This window comes from Reyranella soli, assembly GCF_007992495.1.
GTDB classification, from domain to species: domain Bacteria; phylum Pseudomonadota; class Alphaproteobacteria; order Reyranellales; family Reyranellaceae; genus Reyranella; species Reyranella soli.
In genome coordinates this window covers 1-17,357 of record NZ_BKAJ01000114.1, presented here as the reverse complement: position 1 = coordinate 17,357, position 17,357 = coordinate 1, and the positions used below count along the sequence as shown (strand labels likewise).

Here is a 17,357-nt window from a genome sequence, read left to right as displayed (position 1 = left end):
AATCCTGCCCTGCAACCAATGTGCCGCATCTCGCACTGGTAGCCTCCAAAATCGTGCTGCAATCGACGCTACGCCCGGTCGCGCCGGAGCCCTATCCCTGCCCAGACCTGCGCGCTACGATGATTTGCTATCAGCAATGATCCAGGCGGGCGGATTTTGAGACAGCGGACACAATTCCCGACCGCAAAATCACGACATCCTTCCAAAGGGAGCGTCACGCATGGCGCCGCACACATATGCTGTAGCTGTGATGATCTTCCTGAGTTCTACGATCTACGGGCAGGCTGCCGACTTCGGCGACGTTGACTGTTCCATCGGCTCAAAGATGAAGCCAAGAACGATCATGTGCCTTCCACGTATCCCTCGGTCGTGGATCGTCTGCACCGGCTTTCCCGACTCTCGAGGCGAGGGGCTATGGAAGGATACGGGAGTTCCATGTGAACAGCCTCCGCCTCGCAGCCCCGCCGAGTACCGGCCGACGACAGTTGTGCTCCATCCGCCGCCGCTTGCGCCCGACGCAAAGCGTGTCATCGACCAGTTTCTCGGCATCTACTTTCATTGCACGTCCACGTCCAAAGTGAGCTGGACCGGCGACGCTTGCGCCGAGATCACCCAGGAATTCATTCGTCAGGCCGAAGCTGCGAAGATCCCTTATGCGCTTGTCGCTGCATTCGAAACCGATGGCGCGAAGCGGACCAAGGGCGATGCGGCCGGCATTCCGCTCGGGAGCGAGTTGCAGTGGACGGTCTCATTCAAAGCGGAGGATACTGGGAGCTTCTCCCTGGATCAGCAAATCACCGGGGTCGTCGAGATGGTGCCGGGGATCTGGTCGGTGCGACCCGTCATCATCGGCGGGGGTATCAACATGGAAAGCCGCACGACACGTAAAGACACCGTTGGCGCAGCGAAGGACTTGCTCAAGAGGGACTTCGACCATTTGTTGGCGGTCCACTGACCTCAATCCCGTCGCTGTCCGCGTGGTTACGGCAGACAGCGCTGAGAGAGGGTCTCAGGGTCGTAGGTCTTTTGCTCGCTCTTCAAGGTTCGCCGCAATATTCCAGAGAGCACGAAGACAAACAGCAGGACTAGAGGGATTCCCAGCCACGCGTTTTCCTCCTCGAAGAACGCTCCCGACGCGACACCAAACAGCAGCACTCCAAGGAGCGTAAGCAGGAGGACGACACAGAGTACGATCGACAGCACTCGGCTGGCCGGGCTTGCGCCTTCTCGGAAGATGATGCGTTGCCGTTGCGCAGGGCCGAGCCGCTCGAAGAGTTCCGTCACGAACGCTCGATAGATCGCAATGTCCTTCGCTCTGTTCAGCTCAATCAGCATCCCGAGGCACTCGCCCTCGGTGAACAGGATGTCGCATCTCACGAACGGCTCTTCAGCACTCCGTTCCAGCTCCAGTTCCATCGCGGCGATGTCATCGAATGTCCGCCGGCGCACAAGCGAACCGACGGTCCAGGCGAGTGCGCAGCTTTCCACGACGATGCCATGACCATGCCCACCCGTGCTCGACGTTGGCAGAGCGAAGCTGGTAGTGACATTGTCTGGCGCGGAAGGATTGGCGTCCTGCATGCCCAGTCCTGGCATCCCTTGCTGATTTGGACCTTTTCATGCCTCATCTGAACCGGCAAGCGACGTCTCGCTACAGCGCTTAAGTCCAGACATGCAGCGCCGAGGGACCACCCCCGCCCGTCTGAAAGTTGACGCATCGCAGTCGGCATGGGACCGTTGGCCAATTACACGCTGAGGTGGTGATGCCCAACCGATCGCTGCGCTGGATGCTGGTTGCGCTTGGTCTCGGTGCGTTCCATCCGATTGGTGCGTCCGCGCAGGGCGCTCCGTCCACGCCCTTGCCAGCTGGCGTGACAGCCTGCAAGTTCAACGCGCTCAGCAACGACCCCGACCCGGCCGGTCTCAATGTACGCGAAGCACCGGACCGAAACGCTCGTGTCCTCGGCCGTCTGCCGCCGGTGGACATTGGCGGTGAGCGGGTCCTGGCGGTAATCCACGTGATTGGCTACCACAAGGACTGGTTTCTGATCGAAGTGGGGGACGGGCCCGTCTACGACGAGACCAACCTGTCGCCGCACCGGCCAAAGCCCTACAGCGGCCGCGGCTGGGTCGCGGGGAGCATGCTGACGGCGGGCCTGTTGCGCAACATGCTCAAGCAAGCCCCAAATGAGCAATCAGCGGACGTCATCGATCTGCGCGTTCTCGACAAACAAGGGATCCCTCTCACCGACCCGCAGCACGTGAAGATGCGCCGCATCATTGCCTGTTCCGGCGACTGGGTGCAGGTCGAGGTCGCGCTGGAGAAGGGCATGAAACCGCTCCTCGAGAGCGGTGCGCCGAAGGGGGCCGTGCGTGGCTGGGCTGACGGGACCTGTCCCGAGCAGTTTGCAGTCTGCCCCTACCCAGACACGCCATGGTCGCCGCCCGCGCCACTGCCGCCGGAGTGATCGCCTCAGCTCCGACCTTCAGTCGCCGTCCGCCACTCGGCCCGGGCGCGCGTTCCTCTGCCAACAGTAAATGCAGCCTCGGACCCATGCTGGCGGACGGATCCTTGTGTTCCAGTAGAGAATGACGTGCGACAAAGGGCCGATTCTGACGCAGCAAGTGACCTAAAGCGTGTGACATGAGCATTCAAAGATGCCCCAATATCAATGATTTAACGATTTCTGGCCTTCTAGCTACGGATCAGAAGGTTAGGAGTTCGAATCTCTTCGGGCGCGCCATTTACCCGAACTCAACTGTCCAAGCAGGCAGCGTTTCTTGGGCCTCCTCTCATGTGAATTGGCGGACCGCGCGAGTCGCCCGTATTAGACGTGCGACTCGCGTGGTCTGTCGTTCGACGTCGCTCTGAAGTTACTTCCGCTTCGGCGACACAGCGGACATGGCCGGACTTGCTGCTCGCTCGACCTGGTCGCAAATGACCAAACCGGACATCGCGGGCGCTGGCCGGTTTGGTATCAGTCACATTTTCTCACAGCCCTTGAAGTTCGCGCTCAAACATTGGGCAGCCAGCCTTTTCGCTTCGACTATTTGCGCATTCGTCACTTTTTTCAGAACTACCGCGCGCGTCATTTTTAAAATTTGGGTCTCGGCGTGCTGCGCCGATGCCAACTCCACATACATGTAGGCCAAAACATAATTCTGCGGCACGCCATGGCCTCCCGCATACAAGTCGGCCATGTTCGCGAACGCATCCCCGTATCCCTGTTCTGCGGCCTTGCGGAACCACTTCAGCGCCTCGGCGTAGTCTTGCGAGACGCCGCCAATGCCGGATTCGTAGCAAGTCCCCAGCATATTTTGCCAACGTGCCTGCCCTTGCTCGGCAAGGGGACGGATACGCGCCGCAGCGTCTTCAAGCGTTTGCGCCACTGCCGGCGAAGTCAAACCTATCGCGAGCCCCGAGGCGATTGTCCTGAACATCCGCATCGGCACCATAGTGACGCCCTCCACTGCGATCTTGCTCAAGCTTAGATCATCGACAGCACGTGTAGGTCTAAAGGCGGAGCCAACGCATGTCCCAGATGGGACTATGCGACAGACGATTGGGATACGGTGGTTCAGGGGTGCGATTGCGCAGGAGTGCTAAGCGCTCATGGATGAGCTATTGTTGTGGGATGCTGAGCCAATCGGATATCGATCGACGATCGCCGGTCTGGCACGGGCTGTCGCAGCTTTTTCTCGACACGGAGCTTCAGTGCCAGGACTACGAGTCTATTGCCGGGCGGCTTCGCGCTTCCGCCGTTCCCGAGCACCACCCACCGACAAAGTTGACAACGGCAACAGGCACGTTCGGATGTGCGCCGCTCCAGGCCAGGGCGAGGATGCCGCCGCGCGAGTGACCTCCGACGATGACGCGAGTCCGGTCGACAAAGGGTTACGCGAGGATTGCCGCCGTCACCGCGTCGATGTCGCGCAGTGCGCGGTCGGCGCCCTCAGCGTCGAGCGCCGCGACGAGGTCGATGTCAAAGTGTAGTTTTTGCCACCACCATTTTTCGACTCATCACACAATCAAAGGGCGATGCGGTCTGCCTGGAGTTTGGGATGCGTGGCGAGGATCTTGAGCGCGCCGTAGACATCGGGCACGCGTTGCACCGGGCCCAGCTCGGGGAGGCAAAGGAGCAAGCCTCTTTCAGGCGGCACGTGGCGAAGCTGTCGACCGCGAAGGTCGCGTAACCGTATTCCCGTAGCTTGGACTGCGCCGTGACTACGGCCGACCGCTGCATCAAGACGGTTGCGGCGAGAGCCAACCAAGCCCGTCCGCCCACCATCAAGGTCTATCCCGGTGCGGTGCACGCCTTCGACATCGGCGGCGTACCCAGGCCCTCCCCGCTTGGCTACATGTTTGGCGGCAATGCCGAAGCGGCGGCTGATTCGTTCGCGATGACGAAGGCTTTCCTTGATGCGCAAACACCAGCCCCATCTACCGGGAGCCCCTTGTAGCCGCTCTCCCAGAAGGACACAGGCTGGCCTCCTACGATTCGCTGATATGGGCTCTCTTGCGCGGCCATACCTTCCTCACGCAGGGCTGGGAGGACAGTCATCAGGCGGCAGTCGCTTACTACCCCGGATGCTCGGGCGGGACGATCGTGTCGCCGTATGCCTGGGTGAAGGCGCTGGCGTACGCCACCGGCGCGAAGGCGAGGCCTGCGCCGACGACGAGCGTGTAGGCCGCATCGGCGCCAATGGCAATGACAGCGAAGCCCGTCCAGCCGAGCTTGTCGAGCGCCCAGCCGCGTCGCATCACCACCGGCACCATGACGATTCCGGCGACGGCGAAACGCAGCGCGATCAGGTCGACAACGGATAGATTGCTCGCCATGCCCACACCCATCACGACCAGCCAACCCGCCCAGATGGTGATGGTGAGGACGGCGCAAAGCGCGCCCAGCACAAAACGCGACGACATGCGGCTGTCCTTACTATTCGGGCTGGCCTGAGCAACGAGATCGGCTAGTTGATGCGCGGAGCCATCGGGCCGTCCAGTGGCTCGGTCAGCTCGCTGCTCAGACGATCCTCGGTGGATTTCATATCATTATTGCCGGATATGGTTTGCGGTAGGCACAGCGGTTTGTGGTGTGCCGCGCAGCCCAGTTTCTGCTGAGGATTGTCTCCTTCAGTTCATCCGGGCGCAGTCGGAGGTCAAGGCACGGTTCGCGCCGCTTGGCGTTGATCCCAGGAGCGATTCGCCGGCCGAGTTCGCGACCTTCATCAAGATGGAGGTCGATCGCTATGCGGCGATCGCGAGGATCGCCGCCGTCGAGCCGGAGTAGTCCGAGGCCGTCACGCGTTCAGGGATCGACCTTGATGTCGGCCTTCTTTACGAGGTTGCCGAACTTGGCGACGTCGGCGCGCAGGCGGTCCATGAAGGCGGCCGGCGTCAGCACCATCGGGTCGGAGCCGCCTTCGATGATCTTGGCGGTGACATCCGGCATGGCGACGATCTTGGCGATCGCGTCGTGCAGCTTGTCGACGATCTCCTTGGGCGTGCCGGCCGGAGCGAGGATGCCGTACCACGAAGCCAGTTCGTAGCCCGGCACGCCGGCCTCGGCGATGGTTGGGACATCGGGCAGCGAGGCCGCGCGCTTGTTGGAGGTGACGCCCAGCGCGCGCAGCTTGCCGGCCCGCACATAAGGCACTTCGGCGGTGATCGTCGAGCAGTACAGGTCGATCTGGCCGGCCATCAGGTCCTGCAGGGCCGGCGTGTCGCCCTTGTAGGGAACGTGCACGATGTCGATACCGGCCAGGCTCTTCAGCAGCTCCATCGACAGGAGCGGCGTGCCGATACCCGACGAGCCGAAGTTCAGCTTGCCCGGGTTGGCCTTGGCGTAGGCAATCAGCTCCTTCACGTCCTTGGCCGGCAGGTCGGGGCGCACGACCAGCAGGTTCTGCGAGGAGACAACGGTCGCCACCGGCGCGAAGTCCTTCAGGGGATTGTAGGGCAGGTTGTCGGAGAAGGCCGGTGCGATGGTCATGTTGGCCGTGCCCATCAGCAGCGTGTAGCCGTCGGGATCGGCCTTGGCGACGTAGCCGAAGCCGAGATTGCCTGAAGCGCCGGGCCTGTTCTCGACGATGAAGGTCTGGCCCAGCATCGGCGTCAGCTTTTCGCCCAGGATGCGCGCAAGGATGTCCGTGGCGCCGCCCGCGGGATAGGGGACGATGATGCGCACCATTTTGTTCGGATAAGACTGGGCGTGGGCGGTCGAGGCGAGGACGCCCATGAGCAGGGCGGCGGCGATCAGAAACAATCGTCTCATCGAGGAGTTCCTTTCGGGGAGGTGACGTACTGGGACTTGAACTCCGACTCGCGCAGCAGGCGCCGCGAAAGCTTTCCGGAGGCGGTGCGCGGCAGGGCGTCGACGAAGTCGATGCGCCGCGGATATTTGTAGGGCGCGATGGCCTGCCTCACGTGCTGCTGCAGGGTGGCGGCCAGCGTATCGGACGGCGCATGGCCTGGCCGCAGAACGACGAAGCCCTTCACCACCTCCCCGCGCAGCGCGTCGGGGCTTGCGGCCACGGCGCATTCGGCGACGGCGGGATGCGCCATCAGGGCGTTCTCGACCTCGGTCGGGCCGATGCGGTAGCCGCCGGAGCTGATGATGTCGTCGTCGCGGCCAACGAAGAAGATGTTGCCCACGCTGTCGCGCGAGCCGGTGTCGCCGGTGAGATACCAATGACCGTGCCGCACCGGCAGGCTGCAGGCGCCATCGTCCCAGTAGCCCAGCATCAGCCCGGCATCGCTGCGGTCGAAGGCGATCTGGCCCGGGACGCCGGGCGCGGCCTCGTTGCCGGCCTCGTCGAGCACCGTCACGCGGTTGCCCTCCATCGGCCGGCCGATCATGCCGTTCAACGGCTCGGCGTTGGGCTCGGTGAGGGTCGCGGTCGGGGTCTCGGTCTGGCCGTAGCCGACAAGCAAGGGCGCACCTGAGAAGGCGCGCCAGCCGTGCGCCAGCTCGGCCGTCATGGCCTCGCCCGCCGACAGCGTGAAGCGCAGAGCGGGCAGGGGACGCGGCGCCGTCTGCGCCATGATCAGGCGCAGCTCCGTCGCCACCGCGCCGAAGCAGCTCACCGCGAATCTCTCCAACGCCTCGAGCTTGGCCAGTGAATCGGTCGCGCCGTCATGCATCACCGCCGTCGCGCCGTTCATCCAGGCGCCGAACAGCAGGCAGCTCGCAGCGCGTGTCCAGCCGGTGTCGCTCGTGGTCCAGATGACGTCGCCATCGGCGATGCCGAGCTGCGCCCAGGGCTGGCGGCTGCGCACATAGAGCCCTCGCGCGGCATGCAGGACCGGCTTCGGCGGGCCCGACGAGCCGGAGGTGAAGTACATCAGCGCCGGCGCCTCGGCCGGCATCGCGGCGGGCGGCGGAGCGGATGCCGTCGAGCGCGTCGCCGCATCGAGATCCTGCCAGCCGTCGCCGCCGCCGCAGGCGAGGCGGACGCGCAGGCGATCCTGCGGGCCGGCGAGCTTGTCGAGGAAGCGGCGGTCGGTGATGGCGCCGACCGCGCCGCTGCGCGCGACGCGGTAGTCGACCTCGGCGGCGCTGACCTGTGTGACGCATGGCACCGGAATGACGCCGAGATGCAGGCAGGCAAGCATCGCCACCTGCCATTGCGCGATGCGCGGCATCAGGATCAGCACACGGTCGCCGGCGACGAGGCCCGACGCGGAGAGGGTCGCCGCCAGGCCCTGCGCGGCTTCCGCGACGCGCGAAAAGCTCCAGCGCTCGGCATGGCCCGCCCGGTCGACGGCGATCAGCGCCGTCGCCGACGGTGCTCGTTCCGTGATCTGGTACATTACATCGGAAGCAAAATTGAAACGATCAGGTACCACGAACAAACCGTCTGGCTCGAACGCTGATTTCATCGCAATTTTTGGGCCACTCAGCATCATCTTGCATTCCCCTCCAGAATGCTACATACAGCGGCTGTTCCATTCAATGGGACAGAAGGGGCTGGCGTGGACGCGATCGAGGACCTGCTGGAGTTCGGGCTGACTGCCTCCTTCGAGACCTTGCCGGAGCCGGTGATCGAGCGGACCCGGCTTGCGATCCTGGACACGCTGGCGGCCATGGCGGCGGGCGTGCGCGGCGAGGGGATGACCGGCCTGACGGAGCTCTATGCCGGCTGGGGCGGCACTCCGGAGGCGACCGCGATTTCGGCCGGCCGGAAGCTGCCGATGGGACATGCCGCGCTGCTGAACGGTGTCGCCGCACGGGCCTGGGACCTCGATGATGTCCACGAACAGAATACCTGCCACATCAACGCGAACATCGTGCCCGCCGTGCTGGCGGTGGCCGAGGCGAAGGGCGGCGTCAGCGGCCAGGAGATCATCACCGCCGTGACGGTCGGTGCCGAGATGGTGTGCCGGCTGTCGAGCGCGCCGCGCATCAGCTTCAGCGAAACCGGCAGCTCGATGAGCTATCAGTGCGGCTTCTATGGTGCGGCGCTGGCGGCGGCGCGGCTGCTTGGCTTGTCGAAGGATCAGACGCGGCACGCGCTAGGCATCGCCCACGCCCGCGTTGCCGGCAACCAGCAGGGCTACCTCGCCGGCGCCATGACCGTGCGCCTGATGCAGGGCGTGGCGGCCGAGGGCGGAGTGCTCTCGGCGCTGATGGCGGCGCATGGCCTGACCGGCTCGGCGGAGATCCTGGAGGGGCGGTTCGGCTACTATCCCGTCTACCATCGCGGCAAGTACGACCGCAGCGCCCTGGTCGAAGGGCTGGGTCGCGATCGCTGGCTGATGCTCGAGCCGTCGATCAAGCCGCCTTATCCCTGCTGCAAGTACACGCACGGTCCGATCGAGGCCACAGTCGAGGCCGTGCGCTCCCTCGATGTCGCTCCCGAGGACATCGAGAGCATCAAGGTCCAGGTGACCAATCGCGAGGTGCACGACCTGGTGTGCCTGTCGCGCGAGCGCAAATGGAACCCGCAAAGCCTCACTGATGCGCAGTTCAGCCTGCCCTTCACCGTGGCTTACGCCGCGGCCAACCGCGGGGTCGGGCTCGACACCTTCCAGCCGGCGGGCCTTGCCGATGCCAAGGCGCGCGCCCTGTTGCCGCGCGTGGAGGCCGTGCTCGATCTCGCGGCGCAGGGCGAGGGGCGGGGCGTGTTCCCGATGCCCGGCGTGGTGACGGTCAAGGACCGCGCCGGGCGCACCGTCCAGCGCACTGTCGAGTTCGTGAAGGGCCATCCGAAGAATCCGATGAGCTACGACGACGTCGCCGAGAAATTCCGGCTGTGCGCCGCGCTCGGCATGCCGGGCTGGAACGGCGCGGAGCTGCTGATCGATTCGGTGTGCACCATCGAGACGCTGGACGATCCGGGAAGCCTGGTGCGGCTCTGCCAGTCGGGCCAGGGCAGTGTGTGCGCCGTCGCCTGACGGCCAGATATAGAGAGGATACGAGATGCTTTATGTGTTGATCGGTGCCGGCAGCATCGGGCGGGCGCTGATTCGCGACGTGCTGGACGCCGACCCCAAGTCCCGCTTCCTGGCCGTGGACTCCGAGGACGGCGCACTGAAGGCAGCCGCGGCGCTCGACGCCAAGGGCGGCCGGGTCGCCACCAAGCGAGCCGAGGCGACCGATCCCGCGACCCTCGTGCCGCTGCTGGCTGGTGCTGCTGTGGTGATCAATTGCACGTTCGGCGCGCGCTGCCTGGAGATCCTGGACGCGGCGATCGCGGCCAAGGTGCCCTACATCGACGTGCATGGCACGCTGCTGATGGCCGAGCGGCTGGAGCGGCACGACGCGGCCAAGGCGGCCGGCATCGCCGCGCTGATCGGCGAGGGCGTCAGTCCCGGCCTCACCAACATGCTGGCGGGCTACGGCGCGCGCCAGTTCTCCGGACCGGTCGACATTGACTGCGAGTACGTCACGCATCGGTCGATCAATCCCACGGAAGGACTCCTCGAGACGGCGCTGCGCCAGTTCCGGGATCCCGTGCGCGTCGCGGTCTACGAGAACGGCGAGGTCACGCTGCACCCGCCGTTCAGCGGTGTCATCCATACGCGCTTCAAGGGGCTCGACGAGGAGATCGTACTGCCCTACACGCCGCACTCCGAGCCGCTGACGGTGCCGCGCTACGTGCCCAACGCACGACGTGTCGTCGTGCGCGGCACCTATCACAAGGACATCATGGCGCTGATGCGGGCGCTGTCACAGTTCGGCCTGCTCAATCCCGACCTCGAGGTGACGGTGAACGGGCGCCAGGAGAACTTCCAGCCGATCCTGCGCCAGGCGCTGATGGGCGACGGCAAGCCCAAGCCGGCCGGCCTGCAGGCGCTCTACATCATGCGCGTGCGCGTCAGCGACGGCACGCGCAGCCTGGAGATGACGATGGGCCACAAGCCGGGTTGGGACGCCGCACCGCAGGGCCGCATGACCGCGCTGCCGACGGCCTTCGCTGCCCAGCTTGTCGCCCATGGCGAGTTCGCCGAGAAGGGAATTTGCGGCCCCGAGCAGTTTAGCGATGAACAGGTCGAGCGCTGCCTCAGCTACCTTCAGGCGAGGGGGCTATGGCTCGAAAAAGAAAGTCGCTGAGCGCCGCCGGCAGCCGCCGCAACGCGGAGTCCCCCGTCGCGTCGGTCGCCAAGGCGCTGGCGACGCTGAAGGCGTTCGTCGACGGCCAGGAGCAGTGGGGCGTGCGCGAGCTGGCGGCGGCGTTGGGCGAGCCTCCCAGCACCATGCATCGCGTGCTGGCGAGCCTGCGCGCCGACGGTTTCGTGCGCTATGACCGGACGCGGCAGAAGTACAGCGCCGGGCCGGAGTTCGTGCGGCTGTCAGCCGCGGTGCTCCATCGCGACGGCCTGCGTCACGCGGCGCTGCCGTTGCTGCGGCAGCTTGCTGACTACAGCGGCGAAGGCTGCCGGCTCGCGACCTTCGATCCGGAGAGCTGGCGTGTCGCCTATATCGCCGAGCAGGAGACGACCCCGGCGGCCCGGCAGGGCTCCGCCATCGGTACGCGCGAGACCCTGGGCGAGAGCGCTTTCGGCGTCGCCGTCCTGGCGAGCCTGCGCGGCGAAGAGCGGATGGCGGCACTGGCCGCGACCGGCGAACGCGGGGTTGTGACGTTGCACGGCGCGCTCGGCGAGGCGGAACGGACGGGCGTTGCGCTGGTGCGTTCGACGGAGGCCGGCATGGCGACCGTCGCGGCGGCGGTGCGCGATTCCTCTGGTCATCCGGTGGGCAGCGTCGGCTTGGTCGTCCCGCTCAGCCGGCTGGGCGTGGGCCGCGACGCCATCCTGGGCGAGCAGGTCCGCAGTGCCGCCTCGCGGCTGTCGCAGCGGCTGGGCGCCAAGATCCTTGGCGGCTCGAGCGTCGGAAGCTGGCGCGACGCGGTGACCTTGATCAGCGAGCTCCTGAGCCGCGACGCGCCGGGGCTGATGGTGACGCCGGCCTCGGGCGGCGGCGGGCAGAACCTCGAGGATCTGGATCGCGGTCTGGGCGCCTACGCGCTGACCACGGCATCCAGCCTGTACGATGCGCGCGAAGGCAGGGCGCCGTTCCAGCGCCGGCACGATGGCCTGCGGGCGGTGATGAACCTGGCCGATCTGCAGCTCTTCATCATCATCCGCGAAGATGCCGCGAGGGACGTTCCGGAGGCCTTGGCGCGTCTGCGCGTCTCGCCCGGGGAACGGGGCTTCTCGGCGGCGCAGCTCTTCGACCAGCTTCTCGGCGTCCTGCCGAAGAATGCTAGCCGGCGGCGGGGCGGCGAGACGCTGCACTTCGATTATCCCGAAGGGCGGCGGCAGTTCATGGCCGGCAACGTCGACGTGCTCTTCTGGCTTAGCAATCCGTCGAACGCCCTGGTGCGGGAGCTTGCCGCGACGCCCGGCACGGCGCTGGGCTTCCTTGACCCGGCGACCATGGACCGCCTGACTGAGGGCAATCCAGGCTACCGCAGCGGCCGCGTCCCTCATGCCCGATATCCGCGCTGGCTCGGCGAAGACGGCAGGACGCTGGCCGTGCCGACGGTGCTTGCCTGCCGCGCCGACACGCCGGACGACGAGGTCTATGCCGTCGCGCGATCGCTTTATCATCATCGCGCCGAGCTGATGCAGACCGCGTCGCCAGCCTACGGGCGCGTCGACGCCCAGTTCGCCATCGACGGGCTGACGGCGCCGCTGCACGCCGGCGCGGCCCGCTTCTTCGAGGAGATGGGGGTGGCGGCGGCCTCCAATTCCAATCGCGGCGAGCGCAGCTTGCCACGCCACGCAGGCTCACGCGCCAAGGCCGGGGAGAGATAGTCAGGCATGTTTCGCATCGGCACCGATATCGGCGGCACTTTCACGGACTTCGTCGTCATCGACGACCGCACGCGCTCGCTGCGGCTGGAGAAGACTCTGACCACGCCGCACGATCCGTCGGAGGGGATCTTCGAGGGGCTGGCGCTGCTGGCCGAGCAGACGGGCACCCTGCTGCCGGACGCCGCCAAGCTGGTGCACGGCACGACGCTCGTGATCAACGCTCTGATCGAGCAGAAGGGTGTGAAGACCGCGCTGCTCACGACGGTGGGTTTCCGTGACGTCATCGAGATGCGCAACGAGTTGCGCTACGACGTCTACGACCTGCAGATCGACTATCCCAAGCCGCTGGTGCCGCGTGCCCTGCGCTTCGAGGTGGCCGAACGCACGCTGGTCGACGGCCGCGTACAGACGGCGCCCGACCCGTCGGAGATCCAGGCCATCGCCGCCATGCTGCGCGCCGCCGGCGTGCGCTCGGTGGCAGTGTGCTTCCTGCACGCCTATGCCAACGCGACGAACGAACGCGCCGTCGCGCGGGTGCTGGCGGAGCATGCGCCGGAACTCGCGGTGTCGCTGTCGAGCGACGTGCTGCCGCAGATCAAGGAGTACGAGCGGACCAGCACGACGACGGCCAACGCCTATGTGAAGCCGGTGGTGGCCAAGTACCTGCAGCGCATCACCGACGGCCTGGCCGAGCGTGGCTTCGGCGGCGATTTCTATGTCATGCAGTCGGGCGGTGGCGTGGTCGCCACCGGCGTGGCCCAGGAGTTTCCGATCAAGATCCTGGAATCCGGGCCGGCCGGCGGCGTCGCCGCGGCGCGCTGGTGGGGTGACCTCCTGGGCATCCGCGACCTCCTGTGCTTCGACATGGGCGGCACTACGGCCAAGCTCTGCACCATCGCGCGCGGCGAGGCGCTGGTGACCGACGAATACGAGGCCGCCCGCGTCTACCGCTTCAAGCGCGGCTCGGGCTTTGCCATCAGCGTGCCGGTGTTCGACCTGCTGGAGATCGGCACCGGCGGCGGCAGCATCGCGCGCATCGACCATCTCGGCCTGGTGAAGGTGGGGCCGCACAGCGCCGGCGCCATGCCCGGCCCGGCGAGCTACGGTCGCGGCGGCACGGAGCCCACGGTCACCGACGCAGACCTGGTCCTCGGCTATCTCGACCCGGACTATTTCCTCGGCGGCAGCATGAAGCTGCACACCGACAAGGCAGAGGCTGCCGTGAAGAGCGGCGTCGCCGACCGCCTGGCCGGCATGAAGACGGTCGACGCCGCGCATGGCATCCACGAGATCGCCAACGAGGACATGGCCTCGGCGGCACGCCTGCATCTGGCCGAGCGTGGCGAGGACGTCGGTGCGCTGACCATGATCGCTTACGGCGGCGCGGGACCTGTCCATGCCTACGGACTGGCCCGCAAGCTCGGCATCAAGCGCCTCATCGTGCCGCCGGCGGCGGGCGTGATGTCGGCGCTCGGCATGCTGGTCGAGGATCTGGCGATCGAGCGGGCGCGCACAGTCAAGGCCGCTGTCGCCACGCTCGACATGGACGGGCTGGCGCGCGTGCTAGAGGAACTCGGCACGGAGGCGCGCACCCTGCTCAATGCCCCGGCGGGCAATGTCGAGTTCGCCACCGTGGTCGAGATGCGCTACCGCGGCCAGGGCTACAATGTCCGCATCGCGCTGCCGACCGGCAGCGCCCCGCCGAAACCGGAGCGGTCGTCGCTGGTCGAGCAGTTCGAGACGCACTATCGCCAGCAGTACGGCCGCGTCTACACCGACGTCGAGATCGAGCTGGTGAATGTGCGGGTCGTGGCGAGGCTGCAGCCCGAGCACCGCTTCGAGCCGCAGCTCGTGCCGCCGGCCAAGAGCGACGTCCTGGAGGCGCGCAAGGGCAGCCGCCGGGCGTATTTCGGCAAGGACGGGATGCATGACTGCCCCGTGTTCGACCGCTATCGCCTGGGCGCCGGCCATGTCTACAAGGGCGCGGCCTTCGTCGAGGAGCGCGAGACCACCACCCTGATCGGCCCGGCCGGCGGCTTCTCGGTCAACGAGTACGGCATGCTGGTAGTCGATGTCGCCTAAGTCCAAGGAGTCCGCGATGACGAGCTCGCTCAATGCCCTGGAAATCGAGCTGCTGTGGCGCCGTCTGGTCACAGCGGTGGACGAAGCGGCGACCACGCTGGTGCGCACCTCGTTCTCCAGCGTGATCCGCGATTTCCACGACTACGCCTGCGCGGTGTTCGACCGCAATGGCCGTATGCTGGCGCAGTCGACGCATTCGACGCCGGGCCTGCTCGGCATCCTGCCCTTCACCATTCCCAACTTCCTTGGCCACCCCGAGTTCAAGGCGGCTCGGCCGGGCGACGTGTTCGTCACCAATGATCCCTGGCTGGCTTCCGGCCACCTGATCGACATCACGGTTGCACGGCCCGTCTTTCGCAAGGACGAGCTGGTGGGCTACGTGCTGGTCGTCGTGCATCATCTCAATGTTGGGGGCCGGCTCGCAACCTTGGAGAGCCGCGACGTCTACGAGGAGGGGCTGAAGATCCCGATCCTGCGCCTGGTGCGCGGCGGCGAGCCGGAGACGGCTGTGTTCGAGTTCGTGCGCGCCAACGTACGCGACCCCGACAAGGTGATCGGCGACATCCGCGCGCAGGTCGCGGCGAGCCACGCCGCGGCGGTCCGGTTGGTCGAGATCATGGACACCGGGGGGTTGGCCTCGCTCGAGCCGCTCGGTGACGAGATCGTCGAGCGCTCCGAAGCCAGCATGCGGCGCGCCATCCGTGCCCTGCCGGAGGGCGAGTTCGAGAGCGGCATGACGCTGAACGGCGTGGCCGGTTACACCGGCGAGGTGACGCTGAAGCTCAAGGCCACCATCCGCGACGGCTCCATCCGGCTGAGCTACACCGGCACTTCCGGCCAGATCCCGCGCGCCATCAACGTCACGCTGAACATGACGCGTTCCTATTCGGTCTATCCGTTGAAGTGCCTGCTCGATCCGTCGGTTCCCAACAACGAAGGCTGCCTGCGGCCGATCGAGATCGACGCGCCGGCGGGCTCGGTGCTCAACGCGACCTTCCCGGCGGCGACCTGGGGCCGCACGGTGATCGCCCACATGCTGCCCGAACTGATCATGCGCTGCCTGGCGCAGGCCGTGCCCGACCGGCTGATCGCGGGCAGCGGCTCGACGCCGTTGTGGTATGGCAACTTCACGGGCCGCTACAAGGACGGCCGCACGTTCTACGCCGTTGTGACCTTCAACGGCGGCCTGGGCGCGCGCGGCGGCCAGGACGGCATCTCCTGCATCTCCTATCCGGCCAACGTCGCCAGCATCCCGGTTGAGGTTATCGAAAGCGAGGCGCCGATCGTGTTTGAGCACAAGTCGTTCGCTCCCAACTCGGCTGGCGCCGGACGCCATCGCGGTGGCTTCGGCCAGCGCATCGCTATCCGCATCCCGACCGATGCGGCCCTTGACGGACCGGTGCTCGCCGGCGTCCGCGGCGGCCGTTTCGGCGTGCCGATCTTCGGTCTCGAAGGCGGCGCCGAGGTACCCGAGCCGATCGCCGAGGTGAACGGCAAGCGCGTCGTGCTGGGCACGCAGATAGAATTGCGCGGCGACGATTGCCTGGTGCTGACGGTGCCGGGGGGCGGCGGCTTCGGCGATCCGGCGGAGCGCGACGTGGGCCACATCGTCGAGGATGTCTGCGGCGGCTTGGTCGATGCCAGCGAGGCCGAGCGCATCTACGGCGTGCGGGTCGATGTCGCGGCGCGGCGCGGCGAGCGGGTCACGGCCGGCTGACGCCATGCGTTACGGAAGGGGAGAGGCCCGGACGTGGGTGCGCGCCAACCTGCGTGGCTACATGACGGTGCTGTACACGCCATTCGAAAGCGCGGGCGAGATCGACGAAGCGGGGCTGCGCCACAATGTCGAAGCGACACTGCGCCGCCCGGGCGTCGGCGGCCTGTCGGTGAACTCGATCCACCAGGAGTTCTGGACCTTCACGCACGACGAGCGCCGCCGACTGGTCGACATCGTGCTCGAGACGGTGGCTGGCCGCGTGCCGGTGGTCGTCGGCTGCTCCGATCCGTCTGCACGCAACGTGATCGCCTTCGCGCGCCACGCCGAACGTGCCGGCGCCGACCTCGCCATGGTGTGGCCGCCGTACTACGGGCCGCGCACTCCGGCCGGTGTACGCGGCTTCTATGAGCAGGTCGCCGATGCTGTCGACATCGGCATGGTCGTCTACTGCACGACGCTCGCTGAGTTGGGCTACCATCTGGCGCCTGACCAGGTCGAGGGGCTGTTGCACCTGCCGCAGCTCTGTGGCGTGCAGGACACGACGCTCAACTTCGCGAGCTTTGCGGCGATGCTGGAGCGTGTCGGCGACCGCATCGCTGTCTCGACCTCGCTGGAAGAGTATTTCCTTTACGGCCTGATGGCGTTCCCCGATCGGGCTTCGAAATTCATGATCGGTTCGTCGCGGCCGGTGCTGTGTCAGACCGAGGCCAGGCCGTATTGCGGCACCTTTCTGGAGGCCGCCCTCCGGCGAGACTTTGCCGAGGCGGCACGCCACAATCGCAAGATCGTGGCGATCGCTGAGCGTTTGCAGAGCCGCTACTTCTCGCGTGGCTTCCACAATGTGGCGCTGTTTAAGACGATTGCCGGACTGCTCGGCATGAAGACGGGCGGCGTGCGGCCGCCGCTCAGCAATCCTGACGCGACGGACGTAGAGGAGTGCCGGGCAATCCTGATCGAGGCCGGCCTGCTGAGAGACTGAGGCATGGCTTCACTCTCTAAAGGAGCACCCAAGTGCGCCGAGACCGAGAAAGAGGGCCCTTGTGGCCGACGTTGCGGACGAAAGCGACCATCCTCAAGGCGGCGCAGCAGCTGCGTCCGACCGCGGACGCGGTCATGGCGGAGCGTCTGGCGCGGACCGGCATCGACCCAAAGCTGGTTGGCGAGCGGCTGGTCGATGTGATCCGCAACAGGACCCTTCTACGCCTTCGTCAGCGCCGTGCCGGTCGACACGATCAAGGCGCGGCACCGCCGCATCGATGCGACACCCGAGACCCGCTGGGCGACGCCGTACTAGTA

18 protein-coding genes are annotated in these 17,357 nt (G+C 66.3%); 13 read left to right on the top strand and 5 right to left on the bottom strand.

The annotated features are described in order from the left end of the window. The first annotated feature begins 220 nt into the window (after positions 1 to 220). Positions 221 to 955 (top strand): hypothetical protein, encoded by a 735-nt coding sequence (locus RSO01_RS30380; RefSeq protein WP_147154319.1) that lies wholly within the window; start codon positions 221 to 223, stop codon positions 953 to 955. A 26-nt stretch (positions 956 to 981) separates the two neighbouring features. Here RSO01_RS30380 and RSO01_RS30375 read toward each other — a convergent pair whose 3' ends face one another. Beyond that, a complete protein-coding gene (locus tag RSO01_RS30375; RefSeq protein ID WP_147154318.1) occupies positions 982 to 1,581 on the bottom strand; it encodes a hypothetical protein in 600 nt (199 codons plus the stop codon). A gap of 182 nt (positions 1,582 to 1,763) precedes the next feature. On the opposite strand from RSO01_RS30375, the gene RSO01_RS30370 reads away from it, so the two are divergent. Next, positions 1,764 to 2,468 carry an SH3 domain-containing protein gene (locus RSO01_RS30370; RefSeq protein ID WP_147154317.1) on the top strand — a complete coding sequence of 235 codons (705 nt, stop codon included), beginning with the start codon at positions 1,764 to 1,766 and terminating at the stop codon, positions 2,466 to 2,468. A gap of 514 nt (positions 2,469 to 2,982) precedes the next feature. Here RSO01_RS30370 and RSO01_RS30365 read toward each other — a convergent pair. Continuing rightward, positions 2,983 to 3,486: a tetratricopeptide repeat protein gene (locus tag RSO01_RS30365; RefSeq protein WP_147154316.1), complete on the bottom strand. Its 504-nt coding sequence runs from the start codon at positions 3,484 to 3,486 to the stop codon at positions 2,983 to 2,985. Positions 3,487 to 3,533: 47 nt separating this feature from the next. On the opposite strand from RSO01_RS30365, the gene RSO01_RS50270 reads away from it, so the two are divergent. From RSO01_RS50270 to RSO01_RS30360, 3 genes are all read left to right on the top strand, one after another. Further along, positions 3,534 to 3,860 (top strand): DUF7079 family protein, encoded by a 327-nt coding sequence (locus RSO01_RS50270; protein WP_445009153.1) that lies wholly within the window; start codon positions 3,534 to 3,536, stop codon positions 3,858 to 3,860. Continuing rightward, complete coding sequence (locus tag RSO01_RS47630) at positions 3,857 to 3,994, top strand: hypothetical protein (RefSeq protein ID WP_170303468.1); 138 nt, start codon at positions 3,857 to 3,859, stop codon at positions 3,992 to 3,994. Before RSO01_RS50270 ends, RSO01_RS47630 begins: the two co-directional genes overlap by 4 nt. A gap of 227 nt (positions 3,995 to 4,221) precedes the next feature. Further along, complete coding sequence (locus tag RSO01_RS30360; protein ID WP_147154315.1) at positions 4,222 to 4,461, top strand: dienelactone hydrolase family protein; 240 nt, start codon at positions 4,222 to 4,224, stop codon at positions 4,459 to 4,461. 118 nt (positions 4,462 to 4,579) lie between these two features. Here RSO01_RS30360 and RSO01_RS30355 read toward each other — a convergent pair whose 3' ends face one another. Next, positions 4,580 to 4,927 carry a hypothetical protein gene (locus RSO01_RS30355; RefSeq protein ID WP_147154314.1) on the bottom strand — a complete coding sequence of 116 codons (348 nt, stop codon included), beginning with the start codon at positions 4,925 to 4,927 and terminating at the stop codon, positions 4,580 to 4,582. A gap of 169 nt (positions 4,928 to 5,096) precedes the next feature. Between RSO01_RS30355 and RSO01_RS30350 the strand changes: the two genes are divergently transcribed. Continuing rightward, on the top strand, positions 5,097 to 5,291 hold the full coding sequence (locus tag RSO01_RS30350; protein WP_147154313.1) for a hypothetical protein: 195 nt from the start codon (positions 5,097 to 5,099) through the stop codon (positions 5,289 to 5,291). 18 nt (positions 5,292 to 5,309) lie between these two features. On the opposite strand, the gene RSO01_RS30345 is transcribed toward RSO01_RS30350, so the two are convergent. After that, positions 5,310 to 6,275, bottom strand: coding sequence for a Bug family tripartite tricarboxylate transporter substrate binding protein (locus RSO01_RS30345; protein ID WP_147154312.1), 966 nt, complete (start codon positions 6,273 to 6,275; stop codon positions 5,310 to 5,312). Beyond that, entirely contained in the window at positions 6,272 to 7,813 is a 1,542-nt protein-coding gene (locus RSO01_RS30340) for an acetate--CoA ligase (protein WP_170303467.1), read from the bottom strand. The genes RSO01_RS30345 and RSO01_RS30340 overlap by 4 nt, the downstream gene beginning before the upstream one ends. A 162-nt stretch (positions 7,814 to 7,975) precedes the next feature. On the opposite strand from RSO01_RS30340, the gene RSO01_RS30335 reads away from it, so the two are divergent. From RSO01_RS30335 to RSO01_RS48495, 7 genes are all read left to right on the top strand, one after another. Beyond that, complete coding sequence (locus RSO01_RS30335) at positions 7,976 to 9,397, top strand: MmgE/PrpD family protein (protein ID WP_170303466.1); 1,422 nt, start codon at positions 7,976 to 7,978, stop codon at positions 9,395 to 9,397. A gap of 25 nt (positions 9,398 to 9,422) precedes the next feature. Continuing rightward, positions 9,423 to 10,556, top strand: coding sequence for a saccharopine dehydrogenase family protein (locus RSO01_RS30330; protein ID WP_147154309.1), 1,134 nt, complete (start codon positions 9,423 to 9,425; stop codon positions 10,554 to 10,556). Next, a complete protein-coding gene (locus tag RSO01_RS30325; RefSeq protein ID WP_147154308.1) occupies positions 10,532 to 12,262 on the top strand; it encodes a TAXI family TRAP transporter solute-binding subunit in 1,731 nt (576 codons plus the stop codon). Before RSO01_RS30330 ends, RSO01_RS30325 begins: the two co-directional genes overlap by 25 nt. Before the next feature lie 6 nt (positions 12,263 to 12,268). Beyond that, the gene (locus RSO01_RS30320; RefSeq protein WP_147154307.1) at positions 12,269 to 14,344 is read left to right on the top strand and encodes a hydantoinase/oxoprolinase family protein; all 2,076 of its coding nucleotides are present in this window, start codon (positions 12,269 to 12,271) and stop codon (positions 14,342 to 14,344) included. Positions 14,345 to 14,360: 16 nt separating this feature from the next. Next, positions 14,361 to 16,061 (top strand): hydantoinase B/oxoprolinase family protein, encoded by a 1,701-nt coding sequence (locus tag RSO01_RS30315; protein ID WP_170303465.1) that lies wholly within the window; start codon positions 14,361 to 14,363, stop codon positions 16,059 to 16,061. Positions 16,062 to 16,065: 4 nt separating this feature from the next. Then, positions 16,066 to 17,040, top strand: coding sequence for a dihydrodipicolinate synthase family protein (locus RSO01_RS30310; RefSeq protein ID WP_170303464.1), 975 nt, complete (start codon positions 16,066 to 16,068; stop codon positions 17,038 to 17,040). Positions 17,041 to 17,099: 59 nt separating this feature from the next. Then, the coding region (locus tag RSO01_RS48495) for a hypothetical protein (protein ID WP_218037504.1) at positions 17,100 to 17,357 on the top strand (258 nt) is incomplete at its 3' end.

Excerpts from the sequence above, each read along its gene's own strand:
- RSO01_RS30320 (WP_147154307.1), top strand. The coding sequence starts at position 12,269 with ATGTTTCGCATCGGCACCGATATCGGCGGCACTTTCACGGACTTCGTC.
- RSO01_RS30355 (WP_147154314.1), bottom strand. The coding sequence starts at position 4,927 with ATGTCGTCGCGTTTTGTGCTGGGCGCGCTTTGCGCCGTCCTCACCATC.
- RSO01_RS30340 (WP_170303467.1), bottom strand. The coding sequence starts at position 7,813 with ATGTACCAGATCACGGAACGAGCACCGTCGGCGACGGCGCTGATCGCC.
- RSO01_RS30330 (WP_147154309.1), top strand. The coding sequence starts at position 9,423 with ATGCTTTATGTGTTGATCGGTGCCGGCAGCATCGGGCGGGCGCTGATT.
- RSO01_RS30315 (WP_170303465.1), top strand. The coding sequence starts at position 14,361 with ATGACGAGCTCGCTCAATGCCCTGGAAATCGAGCTGCTGTGGCGCCGT.
- RSO01_RS30380 (WP_147154319.1), top strand. The coding sequence starts at position 221 with ATGGCGCCGCACACATATGCTGTAGCTGTGATGATCTTCCTGAGTTCT.
- RSO01_RS30370 (WP_147154317.1), top strand. The coding sequence starts at position 1,764 with ATGCCCAACCGATCGCTGCGCTGGATGCTGGTTGCGCTTGGTCTCGGT.
- RSO01_RS30375 (WP_147154318.1), bottom strand. The coding sequence starts at position 1,581 with ATGCAGGACGCCAATCCTTCCGCGCCAGACAATGTCACTACCAGCTTC.
- RSO01_RS30325 (WP_147154308.1), top strand. The coding sequence starts at position 10,532 with ATGGCTCGAAAAAGAAAGTCGCTGAGCGCCGCCGGCAGCCGCCGCAAC.
- RSO01_RS30345 (WP_147154312.1), bottom strand. The coding sequence starts at position 6,275 with ATGAGACGATTGTTTCTGATCGCCGCCGCCCTGCTCATGGGCGTCCTC.
- RSO01_RS30310 (WP_170303464.1), top strand. The coding sequence starts at position 16,066 with ATGCGTTACGGAAGGGGAGAGGCCCGGACGTGGGTGCGCGCCAACCTG.
- RSO01_RS50270 (WP_445009153.1), top strand. The coding sequence starts at position 3,534 with ATGTCCCAGATGGGACTATGCGACAGACGATTGGGATACGGTGGTTCA.